The sequence below is a fragment of the Shewanella sp. MF05956 genome (assembly GCF_059758055.1).
Genome location: NZ_JCAYNV010000004.1, coordinates 218,800 through 245,754, shown reverse-complemented (window position 1 = coordinate 245,754; position 26,955 = coordinate 218,800). Strand labels below are relative to the sequence as shown.

The 26,955-nt window shown below is 43.8% G+C and carries 24 protein-coding genes; 20 read left to right on the top strand and 4 right to left on the bottom strand.

The genetic code is table 11. The features are described 5' to 3' along the window. Positions 1 to 112 precede the first annotated feature (112 nt). On the top strand, positions 113 to 2,134 hold the full coding sequence (locus AC19MX_RS06515) for a cytochrome c/FTR1 family iron permease (RefSeq protein WP_498297169.1): 2,022 nt from the start codon (positions 113 to 115) through the stop codon (positions 2,132 to 2,134). 169 nt (positions 2,135 to 2,303) lie between these two features. On the opposite strand, the gene AC19MX_RS06510 is transcribed toward AC19MX_RS06515, so the two are convergent. After that, positions 2,304 to 2,717 (bottom strand): hypothetical protein, encoded by a 414-nt coding sequence (locus AC19MX_RS06510; protein ID WP_498297167.1) that lies wholly within the window; start codon positions 2,715 to 2,717, stop codon positions 2,304 to 2,306. 233 nt (positions 2,718 to 2,950) lie between these two features. Here AC19MX_RS06510 and AC19MX_RS06505 point away from each other — a divergent pair, with 233 nt between their 5' ends. The 14 genes from AC19MX_RS06505 to AC19MX_RS06440 all read left to right on the top strand — a co-directional run bounded on the left by AC19MX_RS06505 (position 2,951) and on the right by AC19MX_RS06440 (position 18,694). Continuing rightward, positions 2,951 to 5,311, top strand: a complete 2,361-nt coding sequence (locus tag AC19MX_RS06505; RefSeq protein ID WP_498297260.1) for a TonB-dependent receptor — start codon at positions 2,951 to 2,953, stop codon at positions 5,309 to 5,311. A gap of 11 nt (positions 5,312 to 5,322) precedes the next feature. Then, the gene (locus AC19MX_RS06500) at positions 5,323 to 7,476 is read left to right on the top strand and encodes a dihydrolipoyl dehydrogenase family protein (RefSeq protein WP_498297165.1); all 2,154 of its coding nucleotides are present in this window, start codon (positions 5,323 to 5,325) and stop codon (positions 7,474 to 7,476) included. A gap of 233 nt (positions 7,477 to 7,709) precedes the next feature. Then, positions 7,710 to 8,465 (top strand): DUF547 domain-containing protein, encoded by a 756-nt coding sequence (locus tag AC19MX_RS06495; RefSeq protein ID WP_498297259.1) that lies wholly within the window; start codon positions 7,710 to 7,712, stop codon positions 8,463 to 8,465. Positions 8,466 to 8,559: 94 nt separating this feature from the next. Then, entirely contained in the window at positions 8,560 to 9,744 is a 1,185-nt protein-coding gene (locus AC19MX_RS06490; RefSeq protein ID WP_498297163.1) for an ABC transporter substrate-binding protein, read from the top strand. A 50-nt stretch (positions 9,745 to 9,794) separates the two neighbouring features. Next, positions 9,795 to 11,447: an ABC transporter permease gene (locus AC19MX_RS06485; protein WP_498297257.1), complete on the top strand. Its 1,653-nt coding sequence runs from the start codon at positions 9,795 to 9,797 to the stop codon at positions 11,445 to 11,447. Between the two features lie 8 nt (positions 11,448 to 11,455). After that, positions 11,456 to 12,121 carry an ATP-binding cassette domain-containing protein gene (locus AC19MX_RS06480; protein WP_498297161.1) on the top strand — a complete coding sequence of 222 codons (666 nt, stop codon included), beginning with the start codon at positions 11,456 to 11,458 and terminating at the stop codon, positions 12,119 to 12,121. Positions 12,122 to 12,220: 99 nt separating this feature from the next. Then, positions 12,221 to 12,892, top strand: coding sequence for a CDP-alcohol phosphatidyltransferase family protein (locus AC19MX_RS06475; RefSeq protein WP_498297159.1), 672 nt, complete (start codon positions 12,221 to 12,223; stop codon positions 12,890 to 12,892). Continuing rightward, on the top strand, positions 12,889 to 13,704 hold the full coding sequence (locus AC19MX_RS06470) for a sterol desaturase family protein (RefSeq protein WP_498297158.1): 816 nt from the start codon (positions 12,889 to 12,891) through the stop codon (positions 13,702 to 13,704). Before AC19MX_RS06475 ends, AC19MX_RS06470 begins: the two co-directional genes overlap by 4 nt. A gap of 208 nt (positions 13,705 to 13,912) precedes the next feature. Next, a complete protein-coding gene (locus AC19MX_RS06465; protein WP_498297156.1) occupies positions 13,913 to 15,001 on the top strand; it encodes a methyl-accepting chemotaxis protein in 1,089 nt (362 codons plus the stop codon). Between the two features lie 169 nt (positions 15,002 to 15,170). Continuing rightward, on the top strand, positions 15,171 to 15,863 hold the full coding sequence (locus tag AC19MX_RS06460) for a 5'-methylthioadenosine/adenosylhomocysteine nucleosidase (RefSeq protein WP_498297154.1): 693 nt from the start codon (positions 15,171 to 15,173) through the stop codon (positions 15,861 to 15,863). Positions 15,864 to 15,990: 127 nt separating this feature from the next. After that, positions 15,991 to 16,998 (top strand): cobalamin biosynthesis protein CobD/CbiB, encoded by a 1,008-nt coding sequence (locus AC19MX_RS06455; RefSeq protein WP_498297152.1) that lies wholly within the window; start codon positions 15,991 to 15,993, stop codon positions 16,996 to 16,998. Positions 16,999 to 17,200: 202 nt separating this feature from the next. Beyond that, on the top strand, positions 17,201 to 17,593 hold the full coding sequence (locus AC19MX_RS06450; RefSeq protein ID WP_160053023.1) for a DUF2721 domain-containing protein: 393 nt from the start codon (positions 17,201 to 17,203) through the stop codon (positions 17,591 to 17,593). Next, positions 17,590 to 18,216, top strand: coding sequence for a trimeric intracellular cation channel family protein (locus tag AC19MX_RS06445; RefSeq protein WP_498297150.1), 627 nt, complete (start codon positions 17,590 to 17,592; stop codon positions 18,214 to 18,216). Before AC19MX_RS06450 ends, AC19MX_RS06445 begins: the two co-directional genes overlap by 4 nt. Before the next feature lies 1 nt (position 18,217). Further along, complete coding sequence (locus AC19MX_RS06440; RefSeq protein WP_432399339.1) at positions 18,218 to 18,694, top strand: nuclear transport factor 2 family protein; 477 nt, start codon at positions 18,218 to 18,220, stop codon at positions 18,692 to 18,694. A 68-nt stretch (positions 18,695 to 18,762) separates the two neighbouring features. On the opposite strand, the gene tyrS is transcribed toward AC19MX_RS06440, so the two are convergent. Then, entirely contained in the window at positions 18,763 to 19,959 is a 1,197-nt protein-coding gene (gene tyrS / locus AC19MX_RS06435) for a tyrosine--tRNA ligase (protein ID WP_432399340.1), read from the bottom strand. Positions 19,960 to 20,084: 125 nt separating this feature from the next. Between tyrS and AC19MX_RS06430 the strand changes: the two genes are divergently transcribed. The 4 genes from AC19MX_RS06430 (at position 20,085) to AC19MX_RS06415 (ending at position 23,750) form a co-directional block, all read left to right on the top strand. Next, on the top strand, positions 20,085 to 21,626 hold the full coding sequence (locus AC19MX_RS06430; RefSeq protein WP_498297149.1) for a peptidoglycan DD-metalloendopeptidase family protein: 1,542 nt from the start codon (positions 20,085 to 20,087) through the stop codon (positions 21,624 to 21,626). 41 nt (positions 21,627 to 21,667) lie between these two features. Beyond that, the gene (locus AC19MX_RS06425) at positions 21,668 to 22,783 is read left to right on the top strand and encodes an anhydro-N-acetylmuramic acid kinase (RefSeq protein WP_498297148.1); all 1,116 of its coding nucleotides are present in this window, start codon (positions 21,668 to 21,670) and stop codon (positions 22,781 to 22,783) included. Between the two features lie 92 nt (positions 22,784 to 22,875). Then, entirely contained in the window at positions 22,876 to 23,262 is a 387-nt protein-coding gene (locus AC19MX_RS06420; RefSeq protein ID WP_498297146.1) for a DUF2750 domain-containing protein, read from the top strand. A gap of 26 nt (positions 23,263 to 23,288) precedes the next feature. Next, entirely contained in the window at positions 23,289 to 23,750 is a 462-nt protein-coding gene (locus AC19MX_RS06415; RefSeq protein ID WP_498297144.1) for a hypothetical protein, read from the top strand. A gap of 90 nt (positions 23,751 to 23,840) precedes the next feature. Here AC19MX_RS06415 and erpA read toward each other — a convergent pair whose 3' ends face one another. Both erpA and AC19MX_RS06405 read right to left on the bottom strand, forming a co-directional pair. Next, on the bottom strand, positions 23,841 to 24,191 hold the full coding sequence (erpA, locus tag AC19MX_RS06410) for an iron-sulfur cluster insertion protein ErpA (RefSeq protein ID WP_160053015.1): 351 nt from the start codon (positions 24,189 to 24,191) through the stop codon (positions 23,841 to 23,843). Positions 24,192 to 24,215: 24 nt separating this feature from the next. Next, on the bottom strand, positions 24,216 to 24,986 hold the full coding sequence (locus AC19MX_RS06405; RefSeq protein ID WP_498297142.1) for a DUF6776 family protein: 771 nt from the start codon (positions 24,984 to 24,986) through the stop codon (positions 24,216 to 24,218). 52 nt (positions 24,987 to 25,038) lie between these two features. Between AC19MX_RS06405 and AC19MX_RS06400 the strand changes: the two genes are divergently transcribed. Beyond that, positions 25,039 to 26,778, top strand: coding sequence for a chloride channel protein (locus AC19MX_RS06400; RefSeq protein WP_498297140.1), 1,740 nt, complete (start codon positions 25,039 to 25,041; stop codon positions 26,776 to 26,778). Positions 26,779 to 26,955 lie beyond the last annotated feature (177 nt).

Genomic DNA, 26,955 nt, shown 5'->3' with positions numbered 1-26,955 from the left:
TGCTTAGCAGTAAACAAAAAAGTAGAATGCCAATCATTATCATTTGTCATCCTGGTTTGATTGATAGATCCAGTATCTCGATCAACGCCTCCATTTCTATTAAGGTAATCTCTTGGATACTTTCAACAGCTTCACGTTATGGCGACAACGGATCACATCGTCTGTTATTAATCGTTGTTTATTCATTGCCATTATCTCGGTGTTTTCGACATCGTTATGGGCACAAAATACGACACTTACATCACAAGAAGTATCACAAGAAGTACAACAAGAAACGTCACTTCAAACATCACAAGACTTAGTCAAACAGACTCGGCAAATTCTTCAATTAGCCGAATACATTGGCGTAGATTACTCAGAAGCGGTGACCGACGGTCAAATTGCTAACCCTGATGAGTTTGCTGAAATGCAGCAATTTGCTAGCATCATTATCGAAAAAGCGAATCTACTCTCACTCGATAAATCCGATTCACTTAACGCTGACGCAATACAGCTACAGCAAGTCATTGCAGACAAAGCATCACTGGATGTTATTCAAGGGCTGAGTCAAAAAATACGTAAACAATTATTAAGCCAATCTCCGGCATTAGTGCTACCAACACAGCTTGTAACTAAAGAGCATGTAAAGCAATTTTTTATCGAAAACTGTTCAACTTGTCATGGTGATTTAGGCCAAGGCAACGGGCCGTTAGCTAAATCACTGTCACCAGAGCCGACTAATTTTACCGATCAAGAACGGGCCTTAAATCGATCATTACTGGGACTTTACGATGCGATTTCTGATGGTTTAGATGGCAGTGCCATGCGTGCCTTTAGTGAGTTAAACGATCAACAACGTTGGTCACTGGCTTTCTATGTTGGCAGCTTAGCGTTTGAGCCATCATCGACAACCACAGAACACATCAAACACGACACGAATGTTGAATTACAGCAATGGGTCAATAGTAATCCGACACAGTTACTCGAACAAAATGCCAATATTGACCGCAAGCAACTGGAGTTATTACGTGCGCAGCCTGAGTTACTGTTTCAGGATGCACAGTCGCCTATCTCGTTGACACGTAGCAACTTACAGGCTGCAGTCAAAGCCTACCAAGCAAATGAGTTTGCACAAGCACAAACCTTAGCCGTTAGCGCCTACCTTGATGGTTTTGAATTAATCGAAAACAACCTAGATGCTCACGACAGTGGTTTGCGTAAATCAATCGAAAGCCAACTGCTTAATTTCAGAAACATCCTAAAAACAGCAGGACAAGATACTCAAGTCAATCAACAGTTGACCAGTATTCTGACTCAACTAGACCAAGCCGACACGGTATTAACCGGGCAATCACTATCCAATAACGCGATGTTTTCGGCTGCATTAATCATCTTGCTACGTGAAGGATTAGAAGCACTGTTAGTGATCATCGCCTTAATGACAGTGCTAATAAAAACTCAGCGTAGTGATGCGCTTAAATTTGTTCATTTTGGGTGGATATCAGCTCTTATAGCGGGCGTCTTTACCTGGTGGGCGGCAGAAAACCTAATCAGTATTAGCGGTGCCTCAAGGGAGTTAATGGAAGGCGGGGCAGCACTGTTAGCCGCGTTAGTGTTGTTTTATGTGGGTTATTGGATGCACAGTAAAACCCAGGGGTCTAAATGGCAAAGTTACATTAAAAACAATGTCGATCGTCATTTAAACACCGGGACCTTATGGGGACTCACGGGTCTGGCATTCATTTCGGTGTACCGTGAAGTATTTGAAACCATCTTGTTTTATCAGTCATTACTGACACAAGCCGTAGGCTCTGCAAGCAGCAATGAACAAGTCAGTTACTTGGCTTATGGTTTGCTCGCTGGCATCGCTATTTTGGCGGTTATTGCTTGGTTAATGATGCGTTATTCCGTTAAATTACCGCTGGCTCGCTTCTTCGCTGTAAGCTCTTACTTTATGCTTATTTTAGCGTTTATCTTGGCGGGTAAAGGGATTTCGGCGCTACAAGAAGCAGCTGTAATCAGCCTGACGCCCTTCCCTATAGATGTGTCGATTAGCTGGTTAGGCATAGCCTCTACCTGGCAAGGCTTAAGCACGCAAATGGTGATAGTCGTGTTATTTAGCGTTATGGTTATTCGTAATCGTGATACAAATTAATAACACTCACTAGCGGCATCCTGGTAAGGCTCCAATCGCGCTTGGATTGATTGTTTAACAGTATTATTTAACAGTATTGCTTACTATTATGATTTAATTTTGAGCGCCCAATAAAAAGGCCGGCTAAAAATATTTAGTCGGCCTTTTTATCAGTTAAGTCACCAGCGATTTATTTTACCGTAAACTTGGTGTCTTCATCTCTTAACAGGTACAACGCAAAACACGCGGCCCACATCGGCCATGCAGCAAAGAATAATAAGTTATTAAATGCATCAAAATATTGATTAAAGGCCGACAAGGTTGACGCACCGTGCATTAAGAATATCACCCCATAAGTGATGCGCTTTTTAATCCCAAGCACGAAGGCAAACACCAATAATAATTGTAACCCACCCATAACATACGCTGCGACTTCACTCACACCACCAATCCCATAAAACTTCTCGAATATCTTCATGCTATGGCCAGGATTGACAAACTTATCCAATGTCCACACGAGCATCACTAAAAATACGCCTAAGCGTAAAGACAATAACGACCATTGCAATTTACTTTGAACATTGCTAGTAAGTGTTGTTTGCATCTTAATTCCTTAAAAAATATAAATAAAACTCATTCTGCTGAGCTTTTAATAGGCTAAACTGGTATTAACGACAAAAGTTAACCAGCCCCCAATGGACCGAATAAACTCAGATGATATTGCACAACCACTTATGCCATTAAGTTCTAAACAAACAAAATTTGGCATAAGATGGTTGTAATAAATTCGTTAATCATTAGGTCTTTTAGGCCATGTTCATCACAGCAGAAAATATTATGCCTATTTATCGTTATCCAAACCGTTCATTAACAGCGCTAGCTGTTGGTTTAGCCCTATTCTCTTCGTTAACAGTCGCGGCAGAAGACACTTCTACTATCGAAGTGATTCATGTGTCAGGCAAAGCCATTAACGATAAGGGTTTGTCACCTAAAAACAGCACTGTCGATGGCCCTTTTGGTGATGGTATTGCGCTTAAAGATATTGCGCGCTCGGTAACGCCTATTACCAGTGAGATGATTGAACAGCTTAATATTATCGACTTGTCAGATATTCAAAAAGTCAGCCCTAATAGTTATTCGGCTAGCGGCTTTGGCGCATCAAGTTTGCCAACTATTCGTGGTCAGTTAGGCGAGTTATACCAAGACGGTGTGCGCCGCCAAGCAGGTAATAATGGTTTCGGTATTCCGATGTCGTTTAACGCCATTGATCAAATTGATGTAGTAAAAGGTGCGCCCCCTGTATTGCTAGGCACCAGCCAACGTAATGGTGGTTTTGTGAATGTGCACTCTAAAGTGGCGCCCACTAATGACAAATTTGCCAAACTTACCGCATCGGCAGGCAGTTGGGATCATTACCGTGCTCAATTAGATGTAGCAACCGATATAGTTGAAAACCAAAGTGGTGTTCGTTTAAGTGTCGAGCACATCGATAACGGTAGCTATTACGATTACTCTGGTTTTCAAAGCGACAGTATTTTTGTGGCATTTCGGCTATTGCCAGACGATGTCAGCACCTGGGACATCAATGTCGAATACTATGATGTCGACTTTACCGACAACGCGGGGATTAACCGCCCTACTCAAGCATTAATCGACCATGGTTTATATGTTACTGGCCAGGGTGTTCAGCCTAACGGCAGCACCATCGCTGGCGCCAATGCTATCGTATCGCCAACCGGATTAGTTAACATTGATCGCAGCCAAGTGTTAACCGATCCAGACAACATCAATAACGCCCAAACGTTTATTCTTCACAGCACCTACGTGCGTGAGTTAAGTGATAAAGCCACCTTTAAAAACATTACTTACTACCAGCATTTAGAGCGCGAAGAAATTGCCCAAAACAGTTTTGTTGAAATCATCGATGGCGCTGATACCGCACAAAACCGAGTTGAATTAGCCTATCAATGGAACGATGCCCAAAGCACTATTACCGCTGTTGATATTCGTTACAACAAAGTATTAGGTTACAGCCAATTTACCACCGAAGCGGATTTACCGATTGATTTAACCGGACCCATTGAAAACCGCCGAATTCCACTTACTGCAGAACAGCAAGCAAGGCTGGTTGAGCTGCGCCCAGGGGTGTTTGTATCACCTGGTGCACAATACGACATTGATGGAAATGACAGTGGCGATTATTCATTATCTGACACCACAGACTCAACCAGCTGGCAAACCGGCCTCGCGATTCAACACAACAGCCAATGGACCGACAAACTGTCGACCAGCATAGGCTATCGAGCCGACTTTTATGACGTTGAAGCTCGAGATGCTTTAGCGCCCCAAGGGCAAATTGCCGCCAGTGATTCAATTAATGAAATGCTCGAGTCGGGGCAAATCAGTATTAGCTATCAGCTCAGCGATTTTATCACCACCTATGCCAGCGCCAGTTATAACGAATCGACCTCAAATAGCATGGCGGGCGGCACCACGTTAGGCGCCAATAACCAAATTAGCAGCCAAAACTTTGCCACCGAAAATACCTTAACTGAGGTGGGCATTAAATATTCGCCAAGCGATAGCGCCTGGTATGTCGATGCGGCAGTGTTTGATCAAAAACGCAGTTTGCGAAATCGTGATGGCAGCAACACAGGTATTCGCACTAAAGGATTTGAGGCGCAAGCCTTTTATGACGCCGACCCTTACTGGTTTAGCGCTGGTTACAGTTACTTAGACGCGCGTTATGATAACTCTGCCAGTAGCCAGGATACGGTTCAAGTGGCCGATACGTTTGATAATTCACGCCCAGATATCATTGCTGGCACAGGAGTTGGCGCGCCAAACTTTGCTTCATTTGCAGCGTCTGACCGCCGTGTACAAGGTTTGCCTGAACAAACGTTCACAATTAATGGTGGAATGTCGATTACTGAGAAATGGAAAGTCGGTTTCTCCGGTCTATATACCAAGAGTTACCCATTGGACTATTTAGCGACTGTGTATATTCGCGATCAGTACACGCTCAATATCAATACTCGTTATGATTTTAGCGAACAAACAAGTTTAAGATTAGACGTCAATAACGTCACCAACCAAAAGAACTGGCGTCCAGTATTTGAAGGCGGCTATTTCGGTTCTACCTTGGTTTACCCTGAGTTACCGGTTAATGCCACCCTGACATTGCAGCATTCATTTTAAGGCTATAAAACATGTTAAAAAAAATCGTATTACTTATTATTGCAGCAACGATGGTGGGGTTATTTTTCCACTTCGATTTAAACCAGCTACTCACCCTTGATGGCCTAAAGGGATCAATGGAGCAATTTAGCCAACTGCGCCAAGAATCTCCTTTCTTAGTCATTGGTGGTTTCTTTGCATTGTATGTGTCTGTAACGGCATTATCACTACCCGGCGCTGCAATTCTTACCATCGCCTCAGGTGCACTATTTGGTTTAATGGAAGGGGTAATTATTGCCTCTTTTGCTTCTAGTATTGGTGCAACACTCGCCTTTTTAGTCTCGCGTTATTTATTACGAGACTCCATTAAACAACGTTTTCCAGAGCGCTTAGCGGCGATTGATGCAGGGATTGAAAAAGAAGGCGGATTTTACTTATTTACTCTACGTTTAGTGCCTATTTTCCCGTTCTTTTTAATCAATATGCTAATGGGCGTTACCGCGTTTAAGTCGTGGACCTTTTACTGGGTAAGCCAGGTCGGTATGTTTTTGGGCACCTTTGTGTACGTCAATGCCGGTACTCAATTAGCACAAATCGACAGCTTATCGAACATTTTATCGTTCAACCTAATTTTGTCATTTGCACTATTAGGCTTATTCCCGCTTATCGCTAAGGCTATTGTTAACATGATCAAAAAACGTCGCGTATACAGCAAATGGACTAAACCCGCTAAATTTGATCGCAACCTTATTGTGATTGGCGCTGGCGCGGGTGGTCTTGTAACCAGTTATATTGCCGCAGCAGTTAAAGCCAAGGTGACCTTAATTGAAGCCGGAGAAATGGGCGGCGACTGTTTAAACTACGGTTGCGTGCCAAGCAAGGCCATTATCAAAAGCGCCAAAATAGCCGAGCAGATACGTAATGCCCATCATTACGGCCTAGAAGACACCACACCTGAGTTTTCATTTAAAAAAGTCATGGCACGTGTACATCAAGTGGTTGCCGATATTGCGCCGCACGACAGTGTTGAGCGTTACACCAATTTAGGTGTTGATGTGGTCAAAGGCTACGGCAAATTAATCGACCCATGGACAGTAGAAATTACCTACCCAGACGGCAATACCACTCGCCTAACCGCGCGCAGCATTGTGATTGCGACTGGTGCCCGCCCATTTGTACCGCCATTACCAGGTATTGAAGAAGTCGGTTATGTTACCAGTGACACCTTATGGGACGAATTTGCCAAACTCGATAGCGCACCACAAAAATTAGTGGTGTTAGGCGGCGGCCCAATAGGTTCAGAGCTTGCCCAAAGCTTTGCCCGTTTAGGCTCACAGGTCACTCAAGTTGAAATGGCCGAGCGCATCATGATCAAAGAAGATCTTGAAGTGTCTGAGTTTGCCACCCAGGCATTACGTAAAAGTGGCGTAAACATTTTAACCTCACACCAGGCCCTGCGCTGTGAACTGCGCGAAGGTAAAAAATACCTTATCGTTAAACATCAAGACCAGGAGCAAGCCATCGAATACGACCAGCTATTATGCGCCGTCGGTCGCAGTGCTCGTCTAAGCGGTTACGGTTTAGAAGAGTTAGGCATTGAAACCAATCGCACAATTCAAACCAATGAATATTTAGAAACGCTATACCCTAATATTTATGCCGCTGGTGACATTGTTGGGCCTTATCAGTTCACTCACGTTGCAGCACATCAAGGCTGGTACGCTGCAGTAAACGCGCTGTTTGGTCATTTGAAAAAATTTAAAGTCGATTACCGCGTTATTCCATGGACCACGTTTATCGATCCAGAAGTGGCCCGTGTAGGGATAAACGAATACGAAGCTCAGCAACAAGGTATTGATTATGAAGTCACGCGCTTTGATTTTGCCGAGCTTGACCGCGCTATAACCGACAGTGCCACCGACGGGTTTATTAAAGTCATCACCCCAAAAGGCAAAGACAAAATCTTAGGCGTTACTGTCGTGTCAGAACATGCTGGCGACTTAATTGCTGAGTTTGTATTAGCGATGAAACACGGCCTAGGGCTGAATAAGATTTTAGGGACTATCCACAGTTACCCAACGTGGGCCGAAGGCAACAAGTACGCTGCAGGCGAGTGGAAACGTAATCACGCGCCGGCAACTGTACTGCACTGGTTAGAAAAATATCACACATGGCGCCGTGGTTAATTCTTTAAAAGACGGCCCAATGATGGCGTCAGTTAACCCAGGTTAGCTGACGCATATTTAAAGAAACACGCATGAATCAATAGCAAACTGCCCAGCAAGGGATTATGCCAATAGCAGTAAGAGAGCCAAATAAAATGAGTACAATATTCAAGGCATTTGTCGCAAGCATTGTCATTGCGCCACTGCTCTGTAGCACCTTGCTATTCAGCCAAATCAGTGTGGCTGCCGATGCAATGCCAGCGGCAACAACTGAGCAGACAATACACCAACAGTGGCAAGCCCTGGTGAATCAGCACGTAAAGCCGATTAATCATGGCAGCAGTAGCGCGGTAGATTATGCGGCAATGCAGCAGCAACGCATTCAACTGCAAAGTTACCTCGAGCAGCTAAGCAACATCAGCCAGGCACAATTTGATGCTTGGGATAAATCGACGCAATTGGCATTTTTAATCAATGCTTATAACGCCTGGACCGTTGAGCTTATCTTAACTAAATATCCCGATATTGAGTCAATTAAAGATCTCGGCGGATTTTTTAGCTCGCCTTGGGATAAAAGCTTTATTCCTTTACTTGGCAAAACCCGCAGCCTCAATGATATTGAACATAAACTGATCCGTGGTAGCGATCGATATAACGATCCTAGAATTCATTTCGCCGTAAATTGTGCCAGCATTGGCTGCCCAGCGCTGCTTGAAGAAGCCTATACCGGCGCTAAGCTTGAGCAACAACTCGATGCACAAACTAAGCGTTTTTTAGCTGACACTAGCCGCAATTATGCCAAAGGTGACACGGTCTATTTGTCTGCCATTTTTAAATGGTATGGCGATGACTTTACTCAAGGTTTTGCCGGGGCAGATTCTGTTGAGGCGTTTTTATTACTGTACCCTAACGCGTTAACACTCAATGGTGCTCAGCAAGCTACCGCGAACAAGCAGCAATTAGATATCGATTACCTCGACTACAACTGGTCGTTAAATGCGGTTCGATAAGCCAATGTTCTCCAGTAAAATATCTAACATAATTAAGCATATTGTGGCGGTTTTGGCATTGGGTGTCAGTGTATATACTTGCCTTTGGACGAGCGTGGCTTATGCACAAACCAATGAGTTTGCCGCATGGGAAGAGATTGAAACGCGTGGTGTTAACCAGGATGTGTACTTTCATGCCTGGGGCGGCGATCCACAAATCAATCGCTATATTCAGTGGGTAGCAGAGCAAGTTAAGCAGCAATACCAAATCACATTACACCATGTCAAACTCACCGACACAGGCGAAGCCGTTAGCCGAGTATTGGCCGAAAAATCAGCCAGTAACGATAATAACGGTCAAGTCGATTTAGTGTGGATTAATGGCGAAAACTTTGCCGCGATGGCAAAGCATCAATTATTGGCGCCAAACTGGGTTGCGCAATTGCCCAACTTTGCCTTAACCGATCCTGATAATAATCCGGCCATGACCCGTGATTTTGGCGTACCCACTCAAGGCATGGAGGCGCCATGGGGCAAAGCGGCACTGACGTTTTACTACGACAGCTTATTGACCCAAACGCCACCACAAACATTACAACAATTAAGTCTGTGGGCCGAACAACATCCAGGGCGATTTAGTTACCCTAAGCCGCCTGACTTTTTAGCCATGAGCTTTTTAAAATACGCGCTCATTGCGCTTAATGACAACCAAACCGACGCAATAAAAAATAGGCTTTATCAACCCGCGAGCGCTCAAAGCCAGGCATTATTATTGCCAGCCCTATGGCAATACTTAAATGATTTACATCCAAACTTATGGCGTAAAGGTCAACACTTTATGTCTAGCGGTTTAGCACTGCGCCGATTAATGGGCGATGGCGAGCTGGCATTGGCATTTACCTTTTCAGCCGCCGAAGTGCCAGCCGCTGTCGCGCGTTTTGATTTACCAGACAGCACCAGAAGCTATCGCATGCGTGATGGCAGTTTAAGCAACATCCATTTTATTGCCATTCCTTATAATGCAGCGCATACAAATAGCGCTAAATTGGTGGTTAACTTTTTACTCAGCCCAAAAGCTCAGGCCAAAAAACAACAGGCAAACGTGTGGGGCGACACCAGTGTGATTGCTTTATCGCAATTATCTGCAGCTCAACAGGCATGGTTTGCTCCACCCTCACTGTCACACCCAAGTGCCAATATCGCTAACCAAGATATCAGTCCTGCATTGAGCGAACCGCACCCAAGTTGGACTAAAGTCATTGCAACCCAGTGGTTACAACGTTATGGGGTGATGCGGTGATAACATCAAAAAGTGGTTTTAATACCCTGGTTCGCAGTAGTCCCTATTTAATGATGGCTTTGTTAGTGCTGCCGGTTATGGGCGGTTTAATTGCGGTGGTGTTACCGGCTTTTGGCTGGTTTCCGGTCCTTGGACACACTCAATTTAATATCAATGGTTTTGTTGATTTATGGCAAACTCCCGGCATTGGCTATATGGCGCTGCTCAGTGTGTCCACCAGCTTTATCAGTACCTTACTGGCTTTTGTCATTACCATATTAATTTTAGGCAGTTACTTTACTAGCCCTTGGCTGGGTTATATTCAACGCTTGTTAGGGCCAATTTTAGTGATCCCGCATGCTGCGGCGGCGATTGCCATTGGCTTTTTAGTTACCCCGTCAGGGATGTTTTCACGGCTGGTGTCACCCTGGTTAAGTGGCTGGGAGACACCACCCGACTGGCTATTCCCACATGATGCAATGGGCCTAAGTATTATTTTAGGCTTAACCCTCAAAGAATTGCCTTTTTTATTGTTAATGGCACTGGGTGTGCTGGCACAGCCCGAGTTAGGCCATACGCTGCGCGCTCAACATCGAGTGGCCTTAAGCCTGGGTTATTGCCCGATGACTGCTTTTTTTAAAGTCGTGCTTCCCAGCTTATATCCCTTTTTGCGCTTACCGATTTTAGCCGTACTCGCCTATGCCAGTGCCAGTGTCGAAATCCCCTTAATTTTAGGTCCTAATAGTCCACCAACGCTTGCGGTGGCCATTATGCAATGGTTTCATGATGTCGATTTAAGCTTGCGTATTAAAGCCTCCGCTGGCGCTATAGTACAAATAGCATTGACGTTACTCTTACTGCTTGGCTGGTGGTTCGCTGAAAAGCTCATTAAAACCCTGTCTCAATCTATGTTGGTTAATGGTAAGCGCGAATATGCCGGCGCCATCATGCAAAACATCACTCACGTAATAACCGTGATGATGTTAACGATTATCGGCTTAGCCTTGCTGGGCATGGTGTTATGGTCTTTCGCAGGTTTTTGGGCTTATCCTGATCTGCTGCCTCAGACGTTTGTTGGTCAGCACTGGCAATCTGCATTACAACAAATGCACACGCCATTACTCGACACGTTGTTAATTGGATTTTGTGCCACAGGATTAGCCATTGTATTGACTTTACTGACACTTGAAGCCGAGCAACACACCAGTAAAACAGCATCAAAATTAAGCAGCGTGATCATTTACTTACCTTTGCTTATTCCCAGCATTGCGTTTTTATTTGGCCTGGTGTGGGTATTGGAACAAATCAACAGCCACCATACTTTTATCAATGTGGTACTAGCGCATTTACTCTTTGTATTGCCCTATGTATTTTTATCGCTGGCCAGCAGTTACCGGCGTTTAGATCCACGCTTTAGTCATGTCGCCGCCAGTTTAGGCGCTAGCCAGGCAAAAATATTTTGGCAAATAAAACTGCCCATGTTACTGGCGCCAATTTTAATAGCCTGTGCATTAGGCTTAGCCATTAGCTTTAGTCAATATTTACCTACATTATTAGCTAGCGGTGGCCGTATCAACACCATTACCACTGAGGCGGTATCACTGGCTAATGGCGCCAGCCGACGTACCAGTGCAGTTTATGCCTTAGTCCAAATGTTACTCCCAGCGCTTGGTTTTCTGCTCGCATGGGCACTGCCTAAAATGCTGTTAACACACCGCGAATAAGGACACATATGCCAACGCCAGAGCAAACAAATGCGCCAAGCTCTAACACCTCTTCATTGGTGATTGAACAGTTAAGCATACAACGACAACAACAGGTGTTGCTGTCATTAAACGAAACCATTGCCGGCGGTGATATTTTGACCATCATGGGGCCGTCGGGTAGCGGGAAATCGACGTTGTTAAATTGGCTCACCGGTATGTTGCCTAAAGGATTCAGCGCCAAAGGCAATTTATACCTAAATGGACAGATCATCACTGACACTGCCAGCCACATGCGTCGTATTGGCTTATTATATCAAGACCCTTTACTGTTCCCGCACCTCACTGTCGCCGGTAACATTAGCTTCGCTATGCCAGCGGGTGGCAAGTCACAACGCCAAGCGGATATTAGCCAGGCATTATCTCAAGTAGGATTAGCCGGTTTAGAGCATCGCAGCCCACAAAGCTTATCGGGTGGACAACAAGCTAGAGTCGCACTGCTGAGGGTGTTATTAAGTCAGCCCAAAGCCATTTTACTTGATGAGCCTTTTAGTAAGCTTGATAGCCAATTACGCCAAGAAACGCGTCAACTGGTGTTTGAGCAAATTCGTCAGCACAAACTGCCCGCGATTATGGTCACTCATGACCAAAGCGATGCTGATGCCGCTCACGGGAAGATTATTTCGCTGTTTTAGCGTGGGTAAAATAGGTACAGGTTATTCTAGAGATATTGTTCAACACACTTTATTCAACATACATAAACCACAAATGTATCAATTAATTGGAAACCACAAATGCTAGATAGATTTATTACGCCAGTGATTAAGCCCATGCTTAAACCGATTGTATTGCTACTGGATAAAAAACAAGTACAACCCGATCAACTTACACTCATCGGCTTTGTGGTTGGAATGTTAGCAGTGCCTTTTTTAGCTCTACAAGCCTGGTACGTAGCATTATTATTTATCGTATTAAACCGCATTATTGACGGACTTGATGGTGCCCTTGCCCGTCATCAAAAACACACTACGCCATCGGGGGGTTATTTAGATATCTGTCTCGACTTTTTGTTTTATGCCGCGATTCCTTTAGGGTTTGCACTCGCCAATCCCAATGAAAACGCGTTAGCCGCTGCGGTGCTGCTGACGGTATTTATCGGAACAGGTTCGAGCTTTTTAGCTTTTGCAATCCCAGCCGAAAAACTCAATCTACCGCGGCCGCAGTTTGCCCATAAAAGCTTTTATTTTTTGAATGGCCTGACCGAGGGCACAGAAACTATCGGCTTTTTTGTGGCATTCTGTTTATGGCCGACTTACTTTCCAGCGCTGGCTTATACGTTTGCTTTTTTAGGGGCAATTACTATTTTCACCCGTATTCATGGTGGTTATAACACCTTAAAAAATCACCCTACTAACCTGCAAGCCAATCACCAGCAAAAGAATAACCTTGAGGAGCCTAAAAAATGATAGATGATATGGCAGCAATCCGACTGGGCGTGTTTTTAAGCATTTTAGTGTTAATGATGAGTCTGGAATTATTATTTCCAGCCAGAACACTGAGCAAAGCCCCTCAAGCAGCGTCAATGGCAACAAGGTGGTTGGGTAATTTTGGCTTGTTAATTATCTCATCACTAATCGCAAGATTAATACTGCCATTAGGTTTAGCCGGCTTCGCCTTATATGTCAGCTCACAACAATGGGGGTTATTACATTATTTGAGTTTACCGCTTTGGCTTAATATCGGCGTCAGTGTACTGCTGTTAGACATGTTGATTTATTGGCAGCACAGGTTGTTTCATCGCATTCCATTATTATGGCGTTTGCACAAAGTGCATCATGCTGACCGCCACGTCGACAGCAGCACCGCATTGCGCTTTCACCCTATCGAAATCATTGCCAGCCTTGGCATAAAAGCGATTGCCATTGTGGCATTGGGTATCCCTGCAGAAGCGGTGATCTTGTTTGAGATATTGCTCAATGGCTTTGCTATTTTTAACCACGCCAACATACGCTTACCCGCCAAAGCTGAAAAACTAGCTCGCTTGGTTCTGGTCACCCAGGTATTGCATCGCATTCATCACAGCCAGATAATGGCCGAAAGTAACAGTAATTTTGGTTTTAGTATTATCTGGTGGGACAAAATTTTTGGCACTTATACCGCCAAAGCCAGTAAACCTGATAATCAAATCGATATAGGGTTAACCCAATACCCAAACGCAAAACAAAATGCATGGTTAAACGGTTTATTGTGGATGCCGTTTAGTAACAAGAACAAATAACACTTTAGAATCTTATTGTAATACAGCAAGTTAAGTTAACGGCAACGTGTTGTATTAAAAAGTATAAAGAGAACTCCATACTCATTAGTTCATTTAATGTTGTGATTTTTATTCTCTCAATTTGTGATACGTAACATCTACAATGCTTGATTAAACAGTAAAACCTGACCACTATATTACTAATATACAAATAACCAATAGAGTAACTATGATCGGTTTTACCCAAAGCTTGAAAGCCCGCATTGCCGACCTAGAACATCAAATTGTTAGAAAAGAGCAACAACATAGTGATGAACTCACTCAATTACAACAACGTGTTGCGACCTTAACCGAGCAATTAACGACGTCTGATAATCAATCTGAATACGATGCAGCACGCGCTAATTTACAGTTACAAGGCGCCACGATGCTCAACGATATCCGAGACACCACTCTGGCGAACTCAATCAAGTTAGATGACGAAAAACAGATGTTGTCTGAAGTAGACAAACTGTTTAATCAGACTCGTGTCGCTATTGGTAACTTAAAAGGCCGTGCAGGGCATTTAAATGATCATGCAGAAAAAAGTATGGCGACAGCAGCACAGTTGAGCGAATCCGCTAATGGCATCAGCAATCTGGTGTCATCAATTCAACAAATTTCTGAACAAACGAACTTACTTGCGCTTAATGCTGCCATTGAAGCGGCGCGTGCGGGAGATGCTGGTCGAGGCTTTGCCGTTGTTGCCAGTGAAGTTAGGCAATTAGCCAGTAATGCTCATGACGCCAGTGCCAATATTGAAAAATTAGTTGCAACGGTCATAGAGCAAACCGAACAAATTAAACAAGTTGTGATAACCAACCAAACTTGTTCAAGTGAAATAGCCGTCTCGTCAGAACAAATTGATCAAGTGGTTACCGAAGTGCTGCAAAGCTCTGGTGTAATGAAACGTGTTATTGGTGAAGCGTCAATGACCGCATTTTTAACCACGGTGAAGTTAGACCATAGCGTCTGGAAGAGTAACGTTTACAGTATATTAGCCAATAAAGACAGCAAAGCCAGTGTCAACAGTCACACCGAATGTCGACTCGGCAAATGGTATTACCATGGCGAAGGCCAGCAGTTTGCTAGTTTATCCAGCTTTAAGGCGATTGAGCAACCACATAAAACTGTGCATAGCGAAGGTAAAGCCGCGGTTGCAGCCATGCAATCTGGTGATGAATCCACGATTTTAGCTCATCTTGAAACCATGGAAGATGCCAGTATTCGCGTAGTGAAAGCCATCGATAATTTATTGTCGCAAAGTCAGCACCAATAGCCCTCTTTAACTCAATTATCGATTTAAAACCGTTGGCAGGATAACGCTCCGCCAGCGGTTTTTGGCCATTGCGCACAAATCACTTAACTCAAGCGTATTTTTCACAAATTCCCCCGCCCATGCTATATTAGCGCCCATTCGAATTTGTTTAATCAGTGAAGGTTTACTCATGAAAATCGGTATTATTGGCGCTATGGAGCCAGAAGTAGTTCATTTAGTGCAAGCAATCGTCAACCCTGTACACACTACCATTGCAGGCATCGAATTTATCAGTGGCAACATTGCCGATAAAGAAGTGGTTGTGACACGCTCAGGTATAGGTAAAGTGGCAGCCAGTATTGCAACAACCTTACTGATTGAAAAGTTTGCCGTCACTCATGTGATTAATACCGGTTCAGCAGGTGGTTTTGTCGATACACTCGCAATTGGTGATATCGTTATTTCATCTGAAGTGCGCCACCACGACGTTGATGTGACTGCTTTTGGTTACGAAATTGGTCAGATGGCACAACAGCCAGCCGCGTTTTTACCCGACAGCACATTAGTTAATGCCGCGAAAAAAGCAGTAGCCGAACTCGGTGAAGTAAACGCCATTGAAGGGTTAATCTGTACCGGCGACAGTTTTATTTGCGATCCAGTCCGCACGAAAGTGATGCGCGAAAACTTCCCAACCATGGCAGCATGTGAAATGGAAGGCGCTGCCATTGCTCAGGTTTGTCATCAGTTTAACGTGCCATTTGTGGTGATCCGTTCACTGTCAGACAACGCCAATAATGATTCGCCAGTTGATTTCGACTCGTACATTATCAAAGCAGGCATGCACTCTGCCATGATGGTTATTGCGCTGTTACAACAGCTGTAAATTATCTACTATATACTGGTTCAGTTTCTCATCAATACAGGTGCTGAACCAGTCGCTTTAACGCTATACTGAACAGCAGCTTATTTATCCTGTTAGCTCGAGTCGTCCATCCAACTGTTGAGTCTCTATGATTAATCAATTATTCAATCCGCAATTGTTGAGCCAGGACGGTGGATTATTACAAAGCTGCTGTATTTTATTTTGCGCCTTAATCCTCGCGCGTTTTGCCCCTATTCCAAGAGATTTACAACCGCTGCTTTGGTTTAATCGTATTGCAGTATTGATTGCGACCAAGGTAAATCATCCTGATCGCGCCGTAAGCCAGCAACTGACAGCAGGTATTTTAGCGACATTATTATTGGTCGTGCCGATCGGCATTATTGTTAGCTTTTTACTTAGCCTTGCTGCATATCCGTGGTTTTTTGAACTGATTATTGTGTACTTTTGTTTATGCGATTCAGCCTTTAAGCCTGTTGCCGAAAAAGTAGCACTGGCTATCAAAACAGATAACAAACAAGAAGCCAAACAATTACTCACGCCATGGGTCAGCCAAAACACGCAAGTGTTGTCAGCGGTTGGCTTAAGTAAAACGACTATCGAAAAATTATTTACCACCCCAATCTACGGCACCTTAGCCACGGTATTATTTTTTGCCCTAGGCGGCGCGACCATGGCATTAGTGGTGAGAATGTTAAGGCAGCTTGAACACAGCTGGCCGACTTACCATCCGCACTTTCATATTTTTTCAAGCTTTGTAGGCCAATTTAATCGGGTAATCTTTTTTATTCCTACTTTGCTATGGCATTGCTCGCTTGCAATTCAATTTGGCCAACTCGGATTAAGCTCTATTGCGTCGTCTATGCTGCCAGCACCGGGTAATAAACAGCAGCTTAATAACCATTACGGCAGTTATGCCTTGGCTGCTAAGTTGCTTAACATCGAGCTTGGTGGGCCGCAGCAATTTATAAACAATGGCCAAACTATTCGCGTTGACTTACCAAAGGTGAAAGCTGGACCCTTGCCTGACTATCGCCACATAAACCAAGCCATAACCGTAACTCAAACAGCCAACTTATTCTGGATTAGCTTAACCTTGTTACTGCCATTGATTTGGACTGGATTAAGATTTATTTAAAACTGGTAAATACTGTTTTAAACACAGCAGTATTTAGCGATAATACACCCACATTTGCTTGTTGCTGACATATTACGATGTAGCGTCATAATCGATTGTTAACATAACATCTGGCAAAAGGCTTACATCTTTACCACTGTAAATCCTCTATAGTCATCGACAGTTGACTATTTACCCGCTAAAAGACCTGCTTAGGAAGACCATGTTGCTCAACAATTTACATGTATCATTAACGACTCCAGCATTGCTATTTCCGGCTATCTCATTATTGCTGCTGGCCTATACCAACCGTTTTTTTTCACTGGCGGCATTAATCCGTCAATTGAGTAACGATAAAAAACCAGTGCAGGGCGACCAAATAAAAAACTTACGTCAGCGCATTATTATTATCCGCAAAATGCAAGAAGCAGGCGTGAGTAGTTTTGCTTTATGCGTGCTTTGCATGATATTAATTTACACAGGTTTTAACCAAACTGGTTCAGTGGTGTTTGGCTTAAGTTTATTGCTGTTACTGTATTCATTGATTTTATCGGTGATTGAAATTCGCATCTCAGTAGATGCACTCAATATTCACCTCAAAGAGTTAAGTAAATGAGTCAGTGGATCTATATTTTCGATTTGTGTGGTACAGCTGTATTTGCGCTTTCTGGCGCACTGGCAGCAGGTAAACATCGAATGGATCCGTTTGGCGTCATTGTTCTTGCCTCAGTAACGGCTATTGGCGGTGGTAGTATTCGCGATGCATTAATTGGCGCAACACCGGTATTTTGGATCCGCGACCCAAACTACATCATCGTTATTTTAGCGACTGTATTAGCCTGTTTAGTGCTCGTGCGTAAACCGCATAAATTACCTGCGATAACCTTGCCAGTTGCCGATGCATTCGGATTAGCATTGTTTACTGTGATTGGCGCCGAGAAAGCCTTATTAATGGGACTGTCTGGCATGATTGCGGTGGTAATGGGATTAATTACTGGTGTGGGTGGCGGTATTATTCGTGATTTGTTATGCCGCCAGGTGCCAATGGTGTTACGTACCGAAATTTACGCTACCGCTTCCATCGTCGGTGGTATTTGTTATACCTTAAGCTTGGCCGTCGGCATGGACAGTATGACATCGATGTTTATCGCAATGATCAGTACCTTAATCATTCGACTGAGCGCTATCCGCTGGCATTTGTCTTTGCCCGCTTTCGATTTAAAAACAAAGAGAATTTAATGTGCGAATAATATTGCTATTATGTTGTTTAGTCTGCAGTTTTTCAATCAGCGCCAATATTGGAGATATGCCTAAAGAGCAGCAGCTTGCCATGAAATATATGGAAGCATTAACCGATCATGACTATTCGACTTTGCGACGCTTTTATTCTCGTGAAACTATTTTTTTCGACAAAACAGCCAATACAACCTACACAGGTGGACGACAAATTATTGGTTTTTTACAACGCGCCCATGAAGGTGTGCTTGAATACCGTTTAAACATAGAACATATGTTTAATACCGGTTCGCTGGTGGTGATTATAGGCAGTTATCGTTTACGAGGCCCAGGTGATCAATTCGGCAAACCGGGGAAAATTATTGACCTTGCAGTCCCCGGTGTCACGACGCTTAAATTTGATAACAATACCGAGCGTTTGATAGAACAGATGGATTTAATGGATTATCAAACCATGTCAGATCAACTTGAGTCGCAATAGATACTAATAATAAATTTCAGACATAAAAAAACGGCTTAATCAGCCGTTTTTTATGAGTGGTTAAAGCGTTACTTCAAAATAACTTTCGCAAACTTACGCTTACCCACTTGGAATACAGCTTCTAGGCCGGCATTAAAGCTTTGACGGCTGTCTTCCACTTTTTCGCCATCCATCTTCACAGCACCTTGCTTAATCATTCGCATACCGTCTGATGTTGAGCCCACAAGTCCAGCATCTTTAAGTAAGTTAGCAATCGCTAAGCCTTCACCTGCTTCTAATACCACTTCTTCAATATCGTCTGGGATCGCGCCTTTTTGGAAACGATCGATAAAGGCTTGATGCGCAGCGTCGGCTTGCGCTTCATCATGGAAGCGCGCAATAATTTCTTTGGCTAACAAAATCTTAATGTCGCGTGGATTAGTGCCGTTTTCAACGTCTAACTTAAACTGTGCAAGTTCTTCAAGAGGACGGAAAGATAACAGCTCAAGGTAGCGCCACATTAAATCATCTGAAATCGACATGATTTTGCCGAACATTTCATTAGCAGGCTCACTCACGCCAATATAGTTGTGCGCCGACTTAGACATTTTTTTAACGCCGTCAAGCCCTTCAAGCAGCGGCATCATGATCACGGTTTGTGGCTTTTGCCCTTCCGCCTTTTGCAGCTCACGCCCCATCAATAGATTAAACTTTTGATCTGTACCGCCTAATTCAACATCGGCCTTTAACGCAACAGAGTCGTAGCCTTGCAGTAATGGGTACATAAATTCGTGGATAGCAATGGCCTGCCCAGACGAATAACGCTTTTTAAAATCGTCACGTTCCATCATACGAGCAACGGTTTGTTGCGATGCTAAACGGATCATCCCAGCGGCGCCTAATGGCTCTAACCAGCTAGAGTTAAACTCGATACGTGTTTTAGCCGGGTCTAAAATTTTATAGACCTGCTCTTTATAGGTTTCAGCGTTAGCAAGCACTTGCTCACGAGTTAATGGAGGACGGGTACTGTTTTTACCGCTAGGATCACCGACCATGCCCGTAAAATCGCCAATCAAGAAAATCACTTCGTGACCGAGTTCTTGAAAAGTGCGCATTTTGTTTAAAATAACCGTGTGACCTAAGTGAATATCTGGAGCGGTAGGATCAGCACCTAGTTTGATGCGTAATGGGCGCCCTTCTTTCAGTTTCTCAAGCAAATCCGCTTCAAGTAATATCTCATCGGTACCGCGCTTAATCTCTGCCAATACTTGATCTAAATTCGCCATCTCTACTGCAACTCCCAGGGCTTGCACAAAAAATAAAGAGGTCTATGTTACTTGTTAGCCACGGCAAATGAAAGAGTGTACACTTAGCAGATAACAACACTAGAGAGAAATTGGTACCTGAGTCAATGGCAAAGCTTCTAACTTTATTCACATTGTTGCCAAAAGCACATCAAATCACACTGTCATTATTAGTGATGTTAACCACTATTATTCTGATGTTTCCATCGGAAGATGCTCAAGCATCTAAACAAACCCAATTAGTGAGCAAATCAACAGATAAAAACACCACAGAAAACGATACTCGTTATTCTGCACCGCTGGCCTTTAGAACGCCTACAGCCCCTACAGATGACAAAGATGTTGAGCAAGAAGAGATTGCCGACAATATCTTTGATAACAGTACATTATCACCACAAAATGTGAACGAACATGAGGCGGTATCTGAAACCGCTGACGACGAGGCATTTGCACAACACCTCGCGATGCTGCAAACCCGCCCAGAGGGTGTCGATGGAGTACTCAATGATATTGATAGCCAACTCGCCAAGCAAAAAGCAAAAATAAAACAGCAAGCGAGCAACGATGATTACACCGTTGAATATTATGAAGTCGCAAAAGGTGACACTTTAGGGGGGTTATTCAGCCGTGCAGGGTTAACCGCTAAAGATGTGTATGACATTACTCAACTGCCTTTGGCAAAAAAGAATTTGCTTACCATTATGCCGGGTGAAGAAATTGCCATCAGCAAAAATGATTTAGGTGAGTTAAAAGAACTGAGCTACCGCATGGATAAAGTGTCTACCTTAGTGATCAGTCATAACAATGACCGATACAAAGAAGTGGTAAACACCAAAGAAGTGCAAAGTCGTACCTCGTTTATTACCGCCACCATTAAAAGCAATTTTTGGAATGCCGCCGCTGACGCAGGTTTGTCAGGAAATCACATTATGGAACTGGCCAACATTTTTGGCTGGGATGTCGACTTTGCTTTAGATATTCGCAAAGGCGATCATTTTTCGTTATTGTTTGACCAAGAATATGCCGACGGCCAATTTTTACGTAACGGTAATATCTTAGCCGCCGAGTTTATTAACCAGGGCGAACGATATACTGCAGTGCGTTATACCGACGGTGAATACTATTCAGAAAACGGCAACAGCATGCGTAAAGCGTTTTTACGCTCGCCAGTCGACTTTAAGTATGTCAGTTCTAACTTTAACCCACGCCGTTTGCACCCGGTAACAGGTCAAATCAAGGCCCATCGTGGTGTTGATTATGTTGCAGCCATCGGCACACCGATTAAAGCCGCCGGTAAAGGCAAAGTGATTGAGTCTGGGTATAACCAATTTAATGGTAACTATGTGTTCATTAAACACAACGAAACCTACACCACCAAATATTTGCATTTAACCAAACGTAAAGTAAATCGTGGTGAAACGGTAAAGCAAGGTCAAGTGATTGGTACTTTAGGTAAAACAGGTCGAGTAACTGGCGCCCATTTACATTATGAGTTTATTGTTAACGGTGTACATCGCAATCCACGCACCATAGATTTACCTAAATCAATGCCCATTAACCGCAGCGAAAAAGGCAAGTTTTCGTCTTTAAGTAAACAGTTAATGGCGCAATTAAAATCAAATCAACAGCAGCAATTGGCAAGCAATTAATTTGCTTGCCTTGCTCGCGACTTCAGTACAGAGAGTATTTCATGTCTAAGCCAGAATATTTTATCGGCCTGATGTCGGGCACCAGCATGGACGGCGTCGATGCCGTGTTGGTCGATTTTGCAGGTGAACACCCATTACTTATCGCAGGCCACACTGAAAATATCCCAAGCCATTTACTCAAAGGCTTACAGCGCTTATGCCAAGCTGCAACCGATGATGAAATAAATCGCTTAGGTCGCCTTGATCGCAGTGTCGGTAAATTATTTGCCCAAGCCGTGAATAACTTACTGGCAAAAACCAATATCACCGCAGAGCAAGTTATCGCAATAGGATCGCATGGACAAACTGTGCGTCACATGCCTAACTTAGAAATGGGCTTTACCCTGCAAATTGGTGACCCCAATACCATCGCTGTTGAAACCAACATCGATGTCATTGCCGATTTTAGACGCAAAGATATTGCGCTGGGTGGCCAGGGTGCACCGCTAGTACCCGCATTTCATCAGCAAGTCTTTGCTAAACAAGGGCAAACGCGAGTCATTTTAAATATTGGTGGTATCGCTAACATTACTTATTTGCCAGGCAACAGCGATGATGTTCTCGGTTTTGATACCGGCCCAGGCAATACCCTAATTGATTACTTTGTTAACCAGAGTTTAGGCCACGCATTTGATGAAGATGGCGCGTGGGCAGCCTCAGGTGAAACTCATCCAGAGTTTCTTAAGCAGCTATTATCGCATTCTTATTTTTCTTTATCTGCGCCTAAGAGCACAGGCAGAGAACTGTTTAACCAGGCATGGCTTGAGCAGCAATTAGCTGATTATAGTCACTTAGACCAGGAAGATATTCAGTCAACCTTACTCGACCTAACCTGCCACAGCATTGCCAATGATATTAATAAGCTGTCGACGACTGGCGAGTTGTTTGTTTGTGGCGGCGGCGCACTGAATACCGAGTTAATGCAACGCTTAGCGCGATTAGTCCCAGGTTATAAAATGGACACCACAGCGGGTTTAGGCGTGGATGCTAAATGGGTTGAGGGCATTGCCTTTGCCTGGCTCGCTATGCGTCATCATAACGACTTACCAGCAAACTTACCGGCAGTCACTGGCGCATCGCGCGCTGCCGTACTGGGTGGTCGTTTTAGAGCAAGATAACTTTTTCAATGCGGGCCTCAATGTTATGATGACCGCAAATTTGCCAAATCGATTGGGTTTAGCAAAGCCTTTACTAATTAATGAGAGTCAATATGAGCAACAAAGTTAAAAGTGTATCTGAGTTAATGAATCTTACGCCAGAAGGCCGTTACGATTATATGGTTGAGCAAGTTAAAGCAGAACAAACCATATGGACTCTGCAAGATCAAGATGGTTGCGTCATGCTAACCACCGAAGATGAAGATTGCATCCCGATGTGGCCATCGGAAGAAACTGCCGCACTTTGGGCGGTTGACGAATGGAATGAGTGCGAACCATTGGCAATTCCATTGTCAGAATTCCAAGAACGCTGGGTGAGCGGCATGGAAGATGACGATTTATTTATTGCGGTATTCCCAGTTCAAGAAGACTTAGGCGTGGTTGTTCCACCCTATGAAGTTAACGAACGTTTAACGCCAAAGTCGCAAGCTAAGCATTAATCTGCACACAAATTGAATAGAGCATAATGACCCAAGAATCAACTCAGCCAGTCACCACTACTGATGCGGCCAAACCAAGCATACCAAAGCGACTAGTCGCGTTAATGTTGGTTTATGTCATTACCTCGGTTAGCGGTCTAATTGCTGCTCAATCAATGTCAGAACTCAGTGCGATGTTATGCGTATTAACACTGATGTTAGTGCTCGGCATTATGGGCCGGCAAAAAGCGGCTTTGTATTTATTGCGGGTTTACAGTCTGCTTCAACTCATGCTTTGCAGTATGCTACCGATTATTATGTACGACCCTGATAATCTTGACGCTGGGCCTACCACCGTGGATTTTGGTGCGTTCCAAACAGTGGTGCCAGACTGGATTCTTTATAGCGTGCTTATCGCTGTGGGGATGCTACAAGTGTGGATAAGCTTTAATACCAAGGTCAAAGCATGGTTTAAGTCGCGCATCAACTTCAATATTATTAGCGGTTAACCTTCTCGCTAAAATGATACAAAAAAGCCGTCTCTCGACGGCTTTTTTATTATAGGTTTGTCACCCAACAAGAAGTTTCGGATATAACGATTACACCGAGAAACTCGCACCACAACCACAGGTTGTCGTTGCGTTCGGGTTTTTAACAAAAAAACGAGAACCTTCAAGGCCAGATGTATAATCCACTTCGCCACCCATAAGATATTGAAGACTCATTGGATCAACAACAAGTTGTACGCCTTGCTTTTCAATAGTGAAGTCACCTTCGTTGACTTTTTCATCGAACGTAAAGCCATACTGAAAACCAGAGCAACCACCACCTGTAACGTATACACGTAGTTTTAATTCAGGATTCTGTTCTTCTTCTAACAGCCCTTTTACCTTAGTTGCTGCAGCATCGGTAAATTGGATCGGCATTGCTGCATCAGTTTGTTCAGTCATTACTACCTCTTACTTCGGTGTCTACTAAGAATTATCCTTTACCTGACTATTTTGTTCAAGTATTACCCGCAGTTCTTTTTCACCCATCAATAGCTCAGGCACATTATAGGTTTGCTCAATAGCACCGCCTTTAACGCCGCGACTCGCATTCACCTTCACTTTAACGGCTATCCTTTGCAGGCTAAACCCTACAGGTAGAACAATATCGCTGTCCATAATTTGAAAATAACTAAATTCAAAATCTAACTTTTTGTTCAATAACTTATTTAATGACAGTGAACTGGCCTTGCCATCTTGGCTTCCTATTAACGTCACCTCTGCACTGGCCTTCACTTTCGCCTTGCGTTTTTGTAACTGAGTGAGCACGATTCGTAACTGAAATTGCTCGGCACTCACACCTTGCACTAGCTCTACGGTATTAATGGCAACGCCTTCAACGTCGGCATCGGTCACCATCACACTGCGATAAAATGCGAGTTCTTTTTCTAACGCTTTTTGCTGAGTCAGTTGTTGGCTAAACATATCTTGCATTTCTTTATTGGCATTTTCAGCAATACTTAGCGCTATATTACGGCTGGCTAAGACTTGAGCTTGCTCGTCAAGTTGTTGTAATAATTTACGCTTGCCACTGGCACTATTGGGCGTTGCCTCTGGAGCAAACGACAGCCAAAGATTAAAACTGACGGCGCCCAATAGAAATGACACCAGCACTAAGCTGAGTAAGTATTTGCTCGATGTCCTATTTTTACGTTCTAAAACTTGCAGTCTGTCTAACCAACGGTGATAATTTAACATTAGGTAACAACCTTTTAAAGAATTCGAATGCCAATGAGCCTAGAGCTAAACAGTGCAATTTAAGATAAATAAAGTCGCTATTATTCACGCCAAAAGAGCGGCGCGCAAATATCTGCACAATGAATTTAGAGATAAACTGTCTCAAGCCAAAATTAGTGTACAACTTTGTGCACTGGCTCTGCTGTTTGCAATAATAGCCTCAGTGGTCATTATTCTGTTTCGCTTAAGCCTGGTTTGGGCAGAACAATATCTGCTTTCGGACACGAATACTATCAGTTCAACATTAACGGACTGGCGAAGTTATCTGCCGTTGATTGGCGCGGCATTAATTTGGTTATTGTCATTACTAGGCTCAAAGCGTTACCGCCGTATGGGCATTGCCTATGTTCTGCATCGATTTAAGTTACATTATGGCAAAGTACCTCTGCAATCTGCTGCTGGGCAATTTTTTCAGGCCTTAATTGCCCTCATGAGTAACTTCTCTGTCGGGAAAGAAGGCCCGGCGATCCACCTTGGCGCAGTAAGCGCCAGTGTGCTGGCAGAGAAATTCAGCCTGCCAGATAATAGTGTGCGTATTATGTGTGCAAGCGGCATAGCCGCAGGGATTGCAGCAACCTTTAACGCGCCACTCGCGGCCGTATTATTTGTATTTGAAGTCATCGTACGCGAATATAAAATCCATTATTTTTTCCCCATTATGTTATCGGCCATTTGCGGCGCAGTATCGAGCCAATTGGTGTTTGGTAACGTGCATGAATACGAGCTAATTAATGTCATCCGTATTCCGCTAGACCACTATCCTATTTTGCTTATCGGCGGTGTGGTGCTGGGCTGCGTTGCGGCACTGTTTAACTTTTCACTGTTAACCGTAACAGCAAGAGGTCAAAAGTGGCCGCTAATTTACCGATTACTCATTGCCGCGACGATCACCACATTAATTGGCTTAGTGATGCCACAAGCGTTAGGTTCTGGTGACTTTGCTATTCATGAAGCCATTAGCGAACACCCTAGCCTGCTGTTTTTAATTGGCTTACTGCTGGCAAAAATGCTGGCCACAATCGCCGCCATTGGTTTTGGCGTACCCGGTGGATTAATTGGCCCACTTTATGGTATTGGGGCGTTAGTGGGCGCTATTTTGGCTATTTTAAGTAGTTTGTTATTTCCATCGATTGCGCCTTATGTTGGCTTGTATACCGTCATTGGCATGACCGCAATGATGGGCGTTTGTTTAAGCGCGCCATTAGCTGCACTGGTGGCCTTGCTGGAACTGAGCAATGACACATCCATTATTTTACCGGCGATGTTTATTACCATTCCGGCATTTTTGGTGGCTTACCAGGGTTTTAACACTAGCTCTATTTTCTTAAAACAATTAGACATTATGGGGCTGGGGTACAAGGTTGCACCATTGAACCAGGGCTTGCAAAAGAAAGGGGTAAGGGTATTAATGGACCGCCGCTTTGTGATTGTTAACGATGACGATGAACTGCTGCTTGAAGTATTAAAGCGCGCCGAGGGAAGACCTGTATTGGTGCGAAATGGCGAAGGCCAAATAGAAATGTTACGCCTCGAAATGCAGTCTTTTGAAGACTCAACCACCTTGTCTCGTCACCCTATGCCAGGATTGCCAGACAGTGCAACACTCAACGAAGCCTATGAAGCTTTAGCGGCGAAACGTTCAGGTGAAGTGTATATTTATCGAGACAGCCCCAATAATCCCAATGGCCAAAAAGTAGTTGGGGTAATTAGCTGGACAAACTTATTGCAAGAAATCCGTTCAGGGCAAATTTAAAGGTGTTTTATTAACCGACTGCGCCAGAATATACCGTGAATACACCGCCAATAAACGTCACTGATTTGTTCTATTTCGCAGTAAGTGAATCTCGACCAGCATATTTATCTGCTGTTTATTTTCTGCTACAATTTTGCCTCAGCCACATGATAAAAAAAACCGATAAATACCCTATAA

What these genes read in the sequence shown, in the direction of transcription:
- AC19MX_RS06510 (WP_498297167.1), bottom strand. Translation starts at nt 2,717, where the DNA reads ATGCAAACAACACTTACTAGCAATGTTCAAAGTAAATTGCAATGGTCG.
- AC19MX_RS06505 (WP_498297260.1), top strand. Translation starts at nt 2,951, where the DNA reads ATGCCTATTTATCGTTATCCAAACCGTTCATTAACAGCGCTAGCTGTT.
- AC19MX_RS06500 (WP_498297165.1), top strand. Translation starts at nt 5,323, where the DNA reads ATGTTAAAAAAAATCGTATTACTTATTATTGCAGCAACGATGGTGGGG.
- AC19MX_RS06495 (WP_498297259.1), top strand. Translation starts at nt 7,710, where the DNA reads ATGCCAGCGGCAACAACTGAGCAGACAATACACCAACAGTGGCAAGCC.
- AC19MX_RS06485 (WP_498297257.1), top strand. Translation starts at nt 9,795, where the DNA reads ATGATGGCTTTGTTAGTGCTGCCGGTTATGGGCGGTTTAATTGCGGTG.
- AC19MX_RS06480 (WP_498297161.1), top strand. Translation starts at nt 11,456, where the DNA reads ATGCCAACGCCAGAGCAAACAAATGCGCCAAGCTCTAACACCTCTTCA.
- AC19MX_RS06475 (WP_498297159.1), top strand. Translation starts at nt 12,221, where the DNA reads ATGCTAGATAGATTTATTACGCCAGTGATTAAGCCCATGCTTAAACCG.
- AC19MX_RS06470 (WP_498297158.1), top strand. Translation starts at nt 12,889, where the DNA reads ATGATAGATGATATGGCAGCAATCCGACTGGGCGTGTTTTTAAGCATT.
- AC19MX_RS06465 (WP_498297156.1), top strand. Translation starts at nt 13,913, where the DNA reads ATGATCGGTTTTACCCAAAGCTTGAAAGCCCGCATTGCCGACCTAGAA.
- AC19MX_RS06460 (WP_498297154.1), top strand. Translation starts at nt 15,171, where the DNA reads ATGAAAATCGGTATTATTGGCGCTATGGAGCCAGAAGTAGTTCATTTA.
- AC19MX_RS06455 (WP_498297152.1), top strand. Translation starts at nt 15,991, where the DNA reads ATGATTAATCAATTATTCAATCCGCAATTGTTGAGCCAGGACGGTGGA.
- AC19MX_RS06450 (WP_160053023.1), top strand. Translation starts at nt 17,201, where the DNA reads ATGTTGCTCAACAATTTACATGTATCATTAACGACTCCAGCATTGCTA.
- AC19MX_RS06445 (WP_498297150.1), top strand. Translation starts at nt 17,590, where the DNA reads ATGAGTCAGTGGATCTATATTTTCGATTTGTGTGGTACAGCTGTATTT.
- tyrS (WP_432399340.1), bottom strand. Translation starts at nt 19,959, where the DNA reads ATGGCGAATTTAGATCAAGTATTGGCAGAGATTAAGCGCGGTACCGAT.
- AC19MX_RS06430 (WP_498297149.1), top strand. Translation starts at nt 20,085, where the DNA reads ATGGCAAAGCTTCTAACTTTATTCACATTGTTGCCAAAAGCACATCAA.
- AC19MX_RS06425 (WP_498297148.1), top strand. Translation starts at nt 21,668, where the DNA reads ATGTCTAAGCCAGAATATTTTATCGGCCTGATGTCGGGCACCAGCATG.
- AC19MX_RS06420 (WP_498297146.1), top strand. Translation starts at nt 22,876, where the DNA reads ATGAGCAACAAAGTTAAAAGTGTATCTGAGTTAATGAATCTTACGCCA.
- AC19MX_RS06415 (WP_498297144.1), top strand. Translation starts at nt 23,289, where the DNA reads ATGACCCAAGAATCAACTCAGCCAGTCACCACTACTGATGCGGCCAAA.
- erpA (WP_160053015.1), bottom strand. Translation starts at nt 24,191, where the DNA reads ATGACTGAACAAACTGATGCAGCAATGCCGATCCAATTTACCGATGCT.
- AC19MX_RS06405 (WP_498297142.1), bottom strand. Translation starts at nt 24,986, where the DNA reads ATGTTAAATTATCACCGTTGGTTAGACAGACTGCAAGTTTTAGAACGT.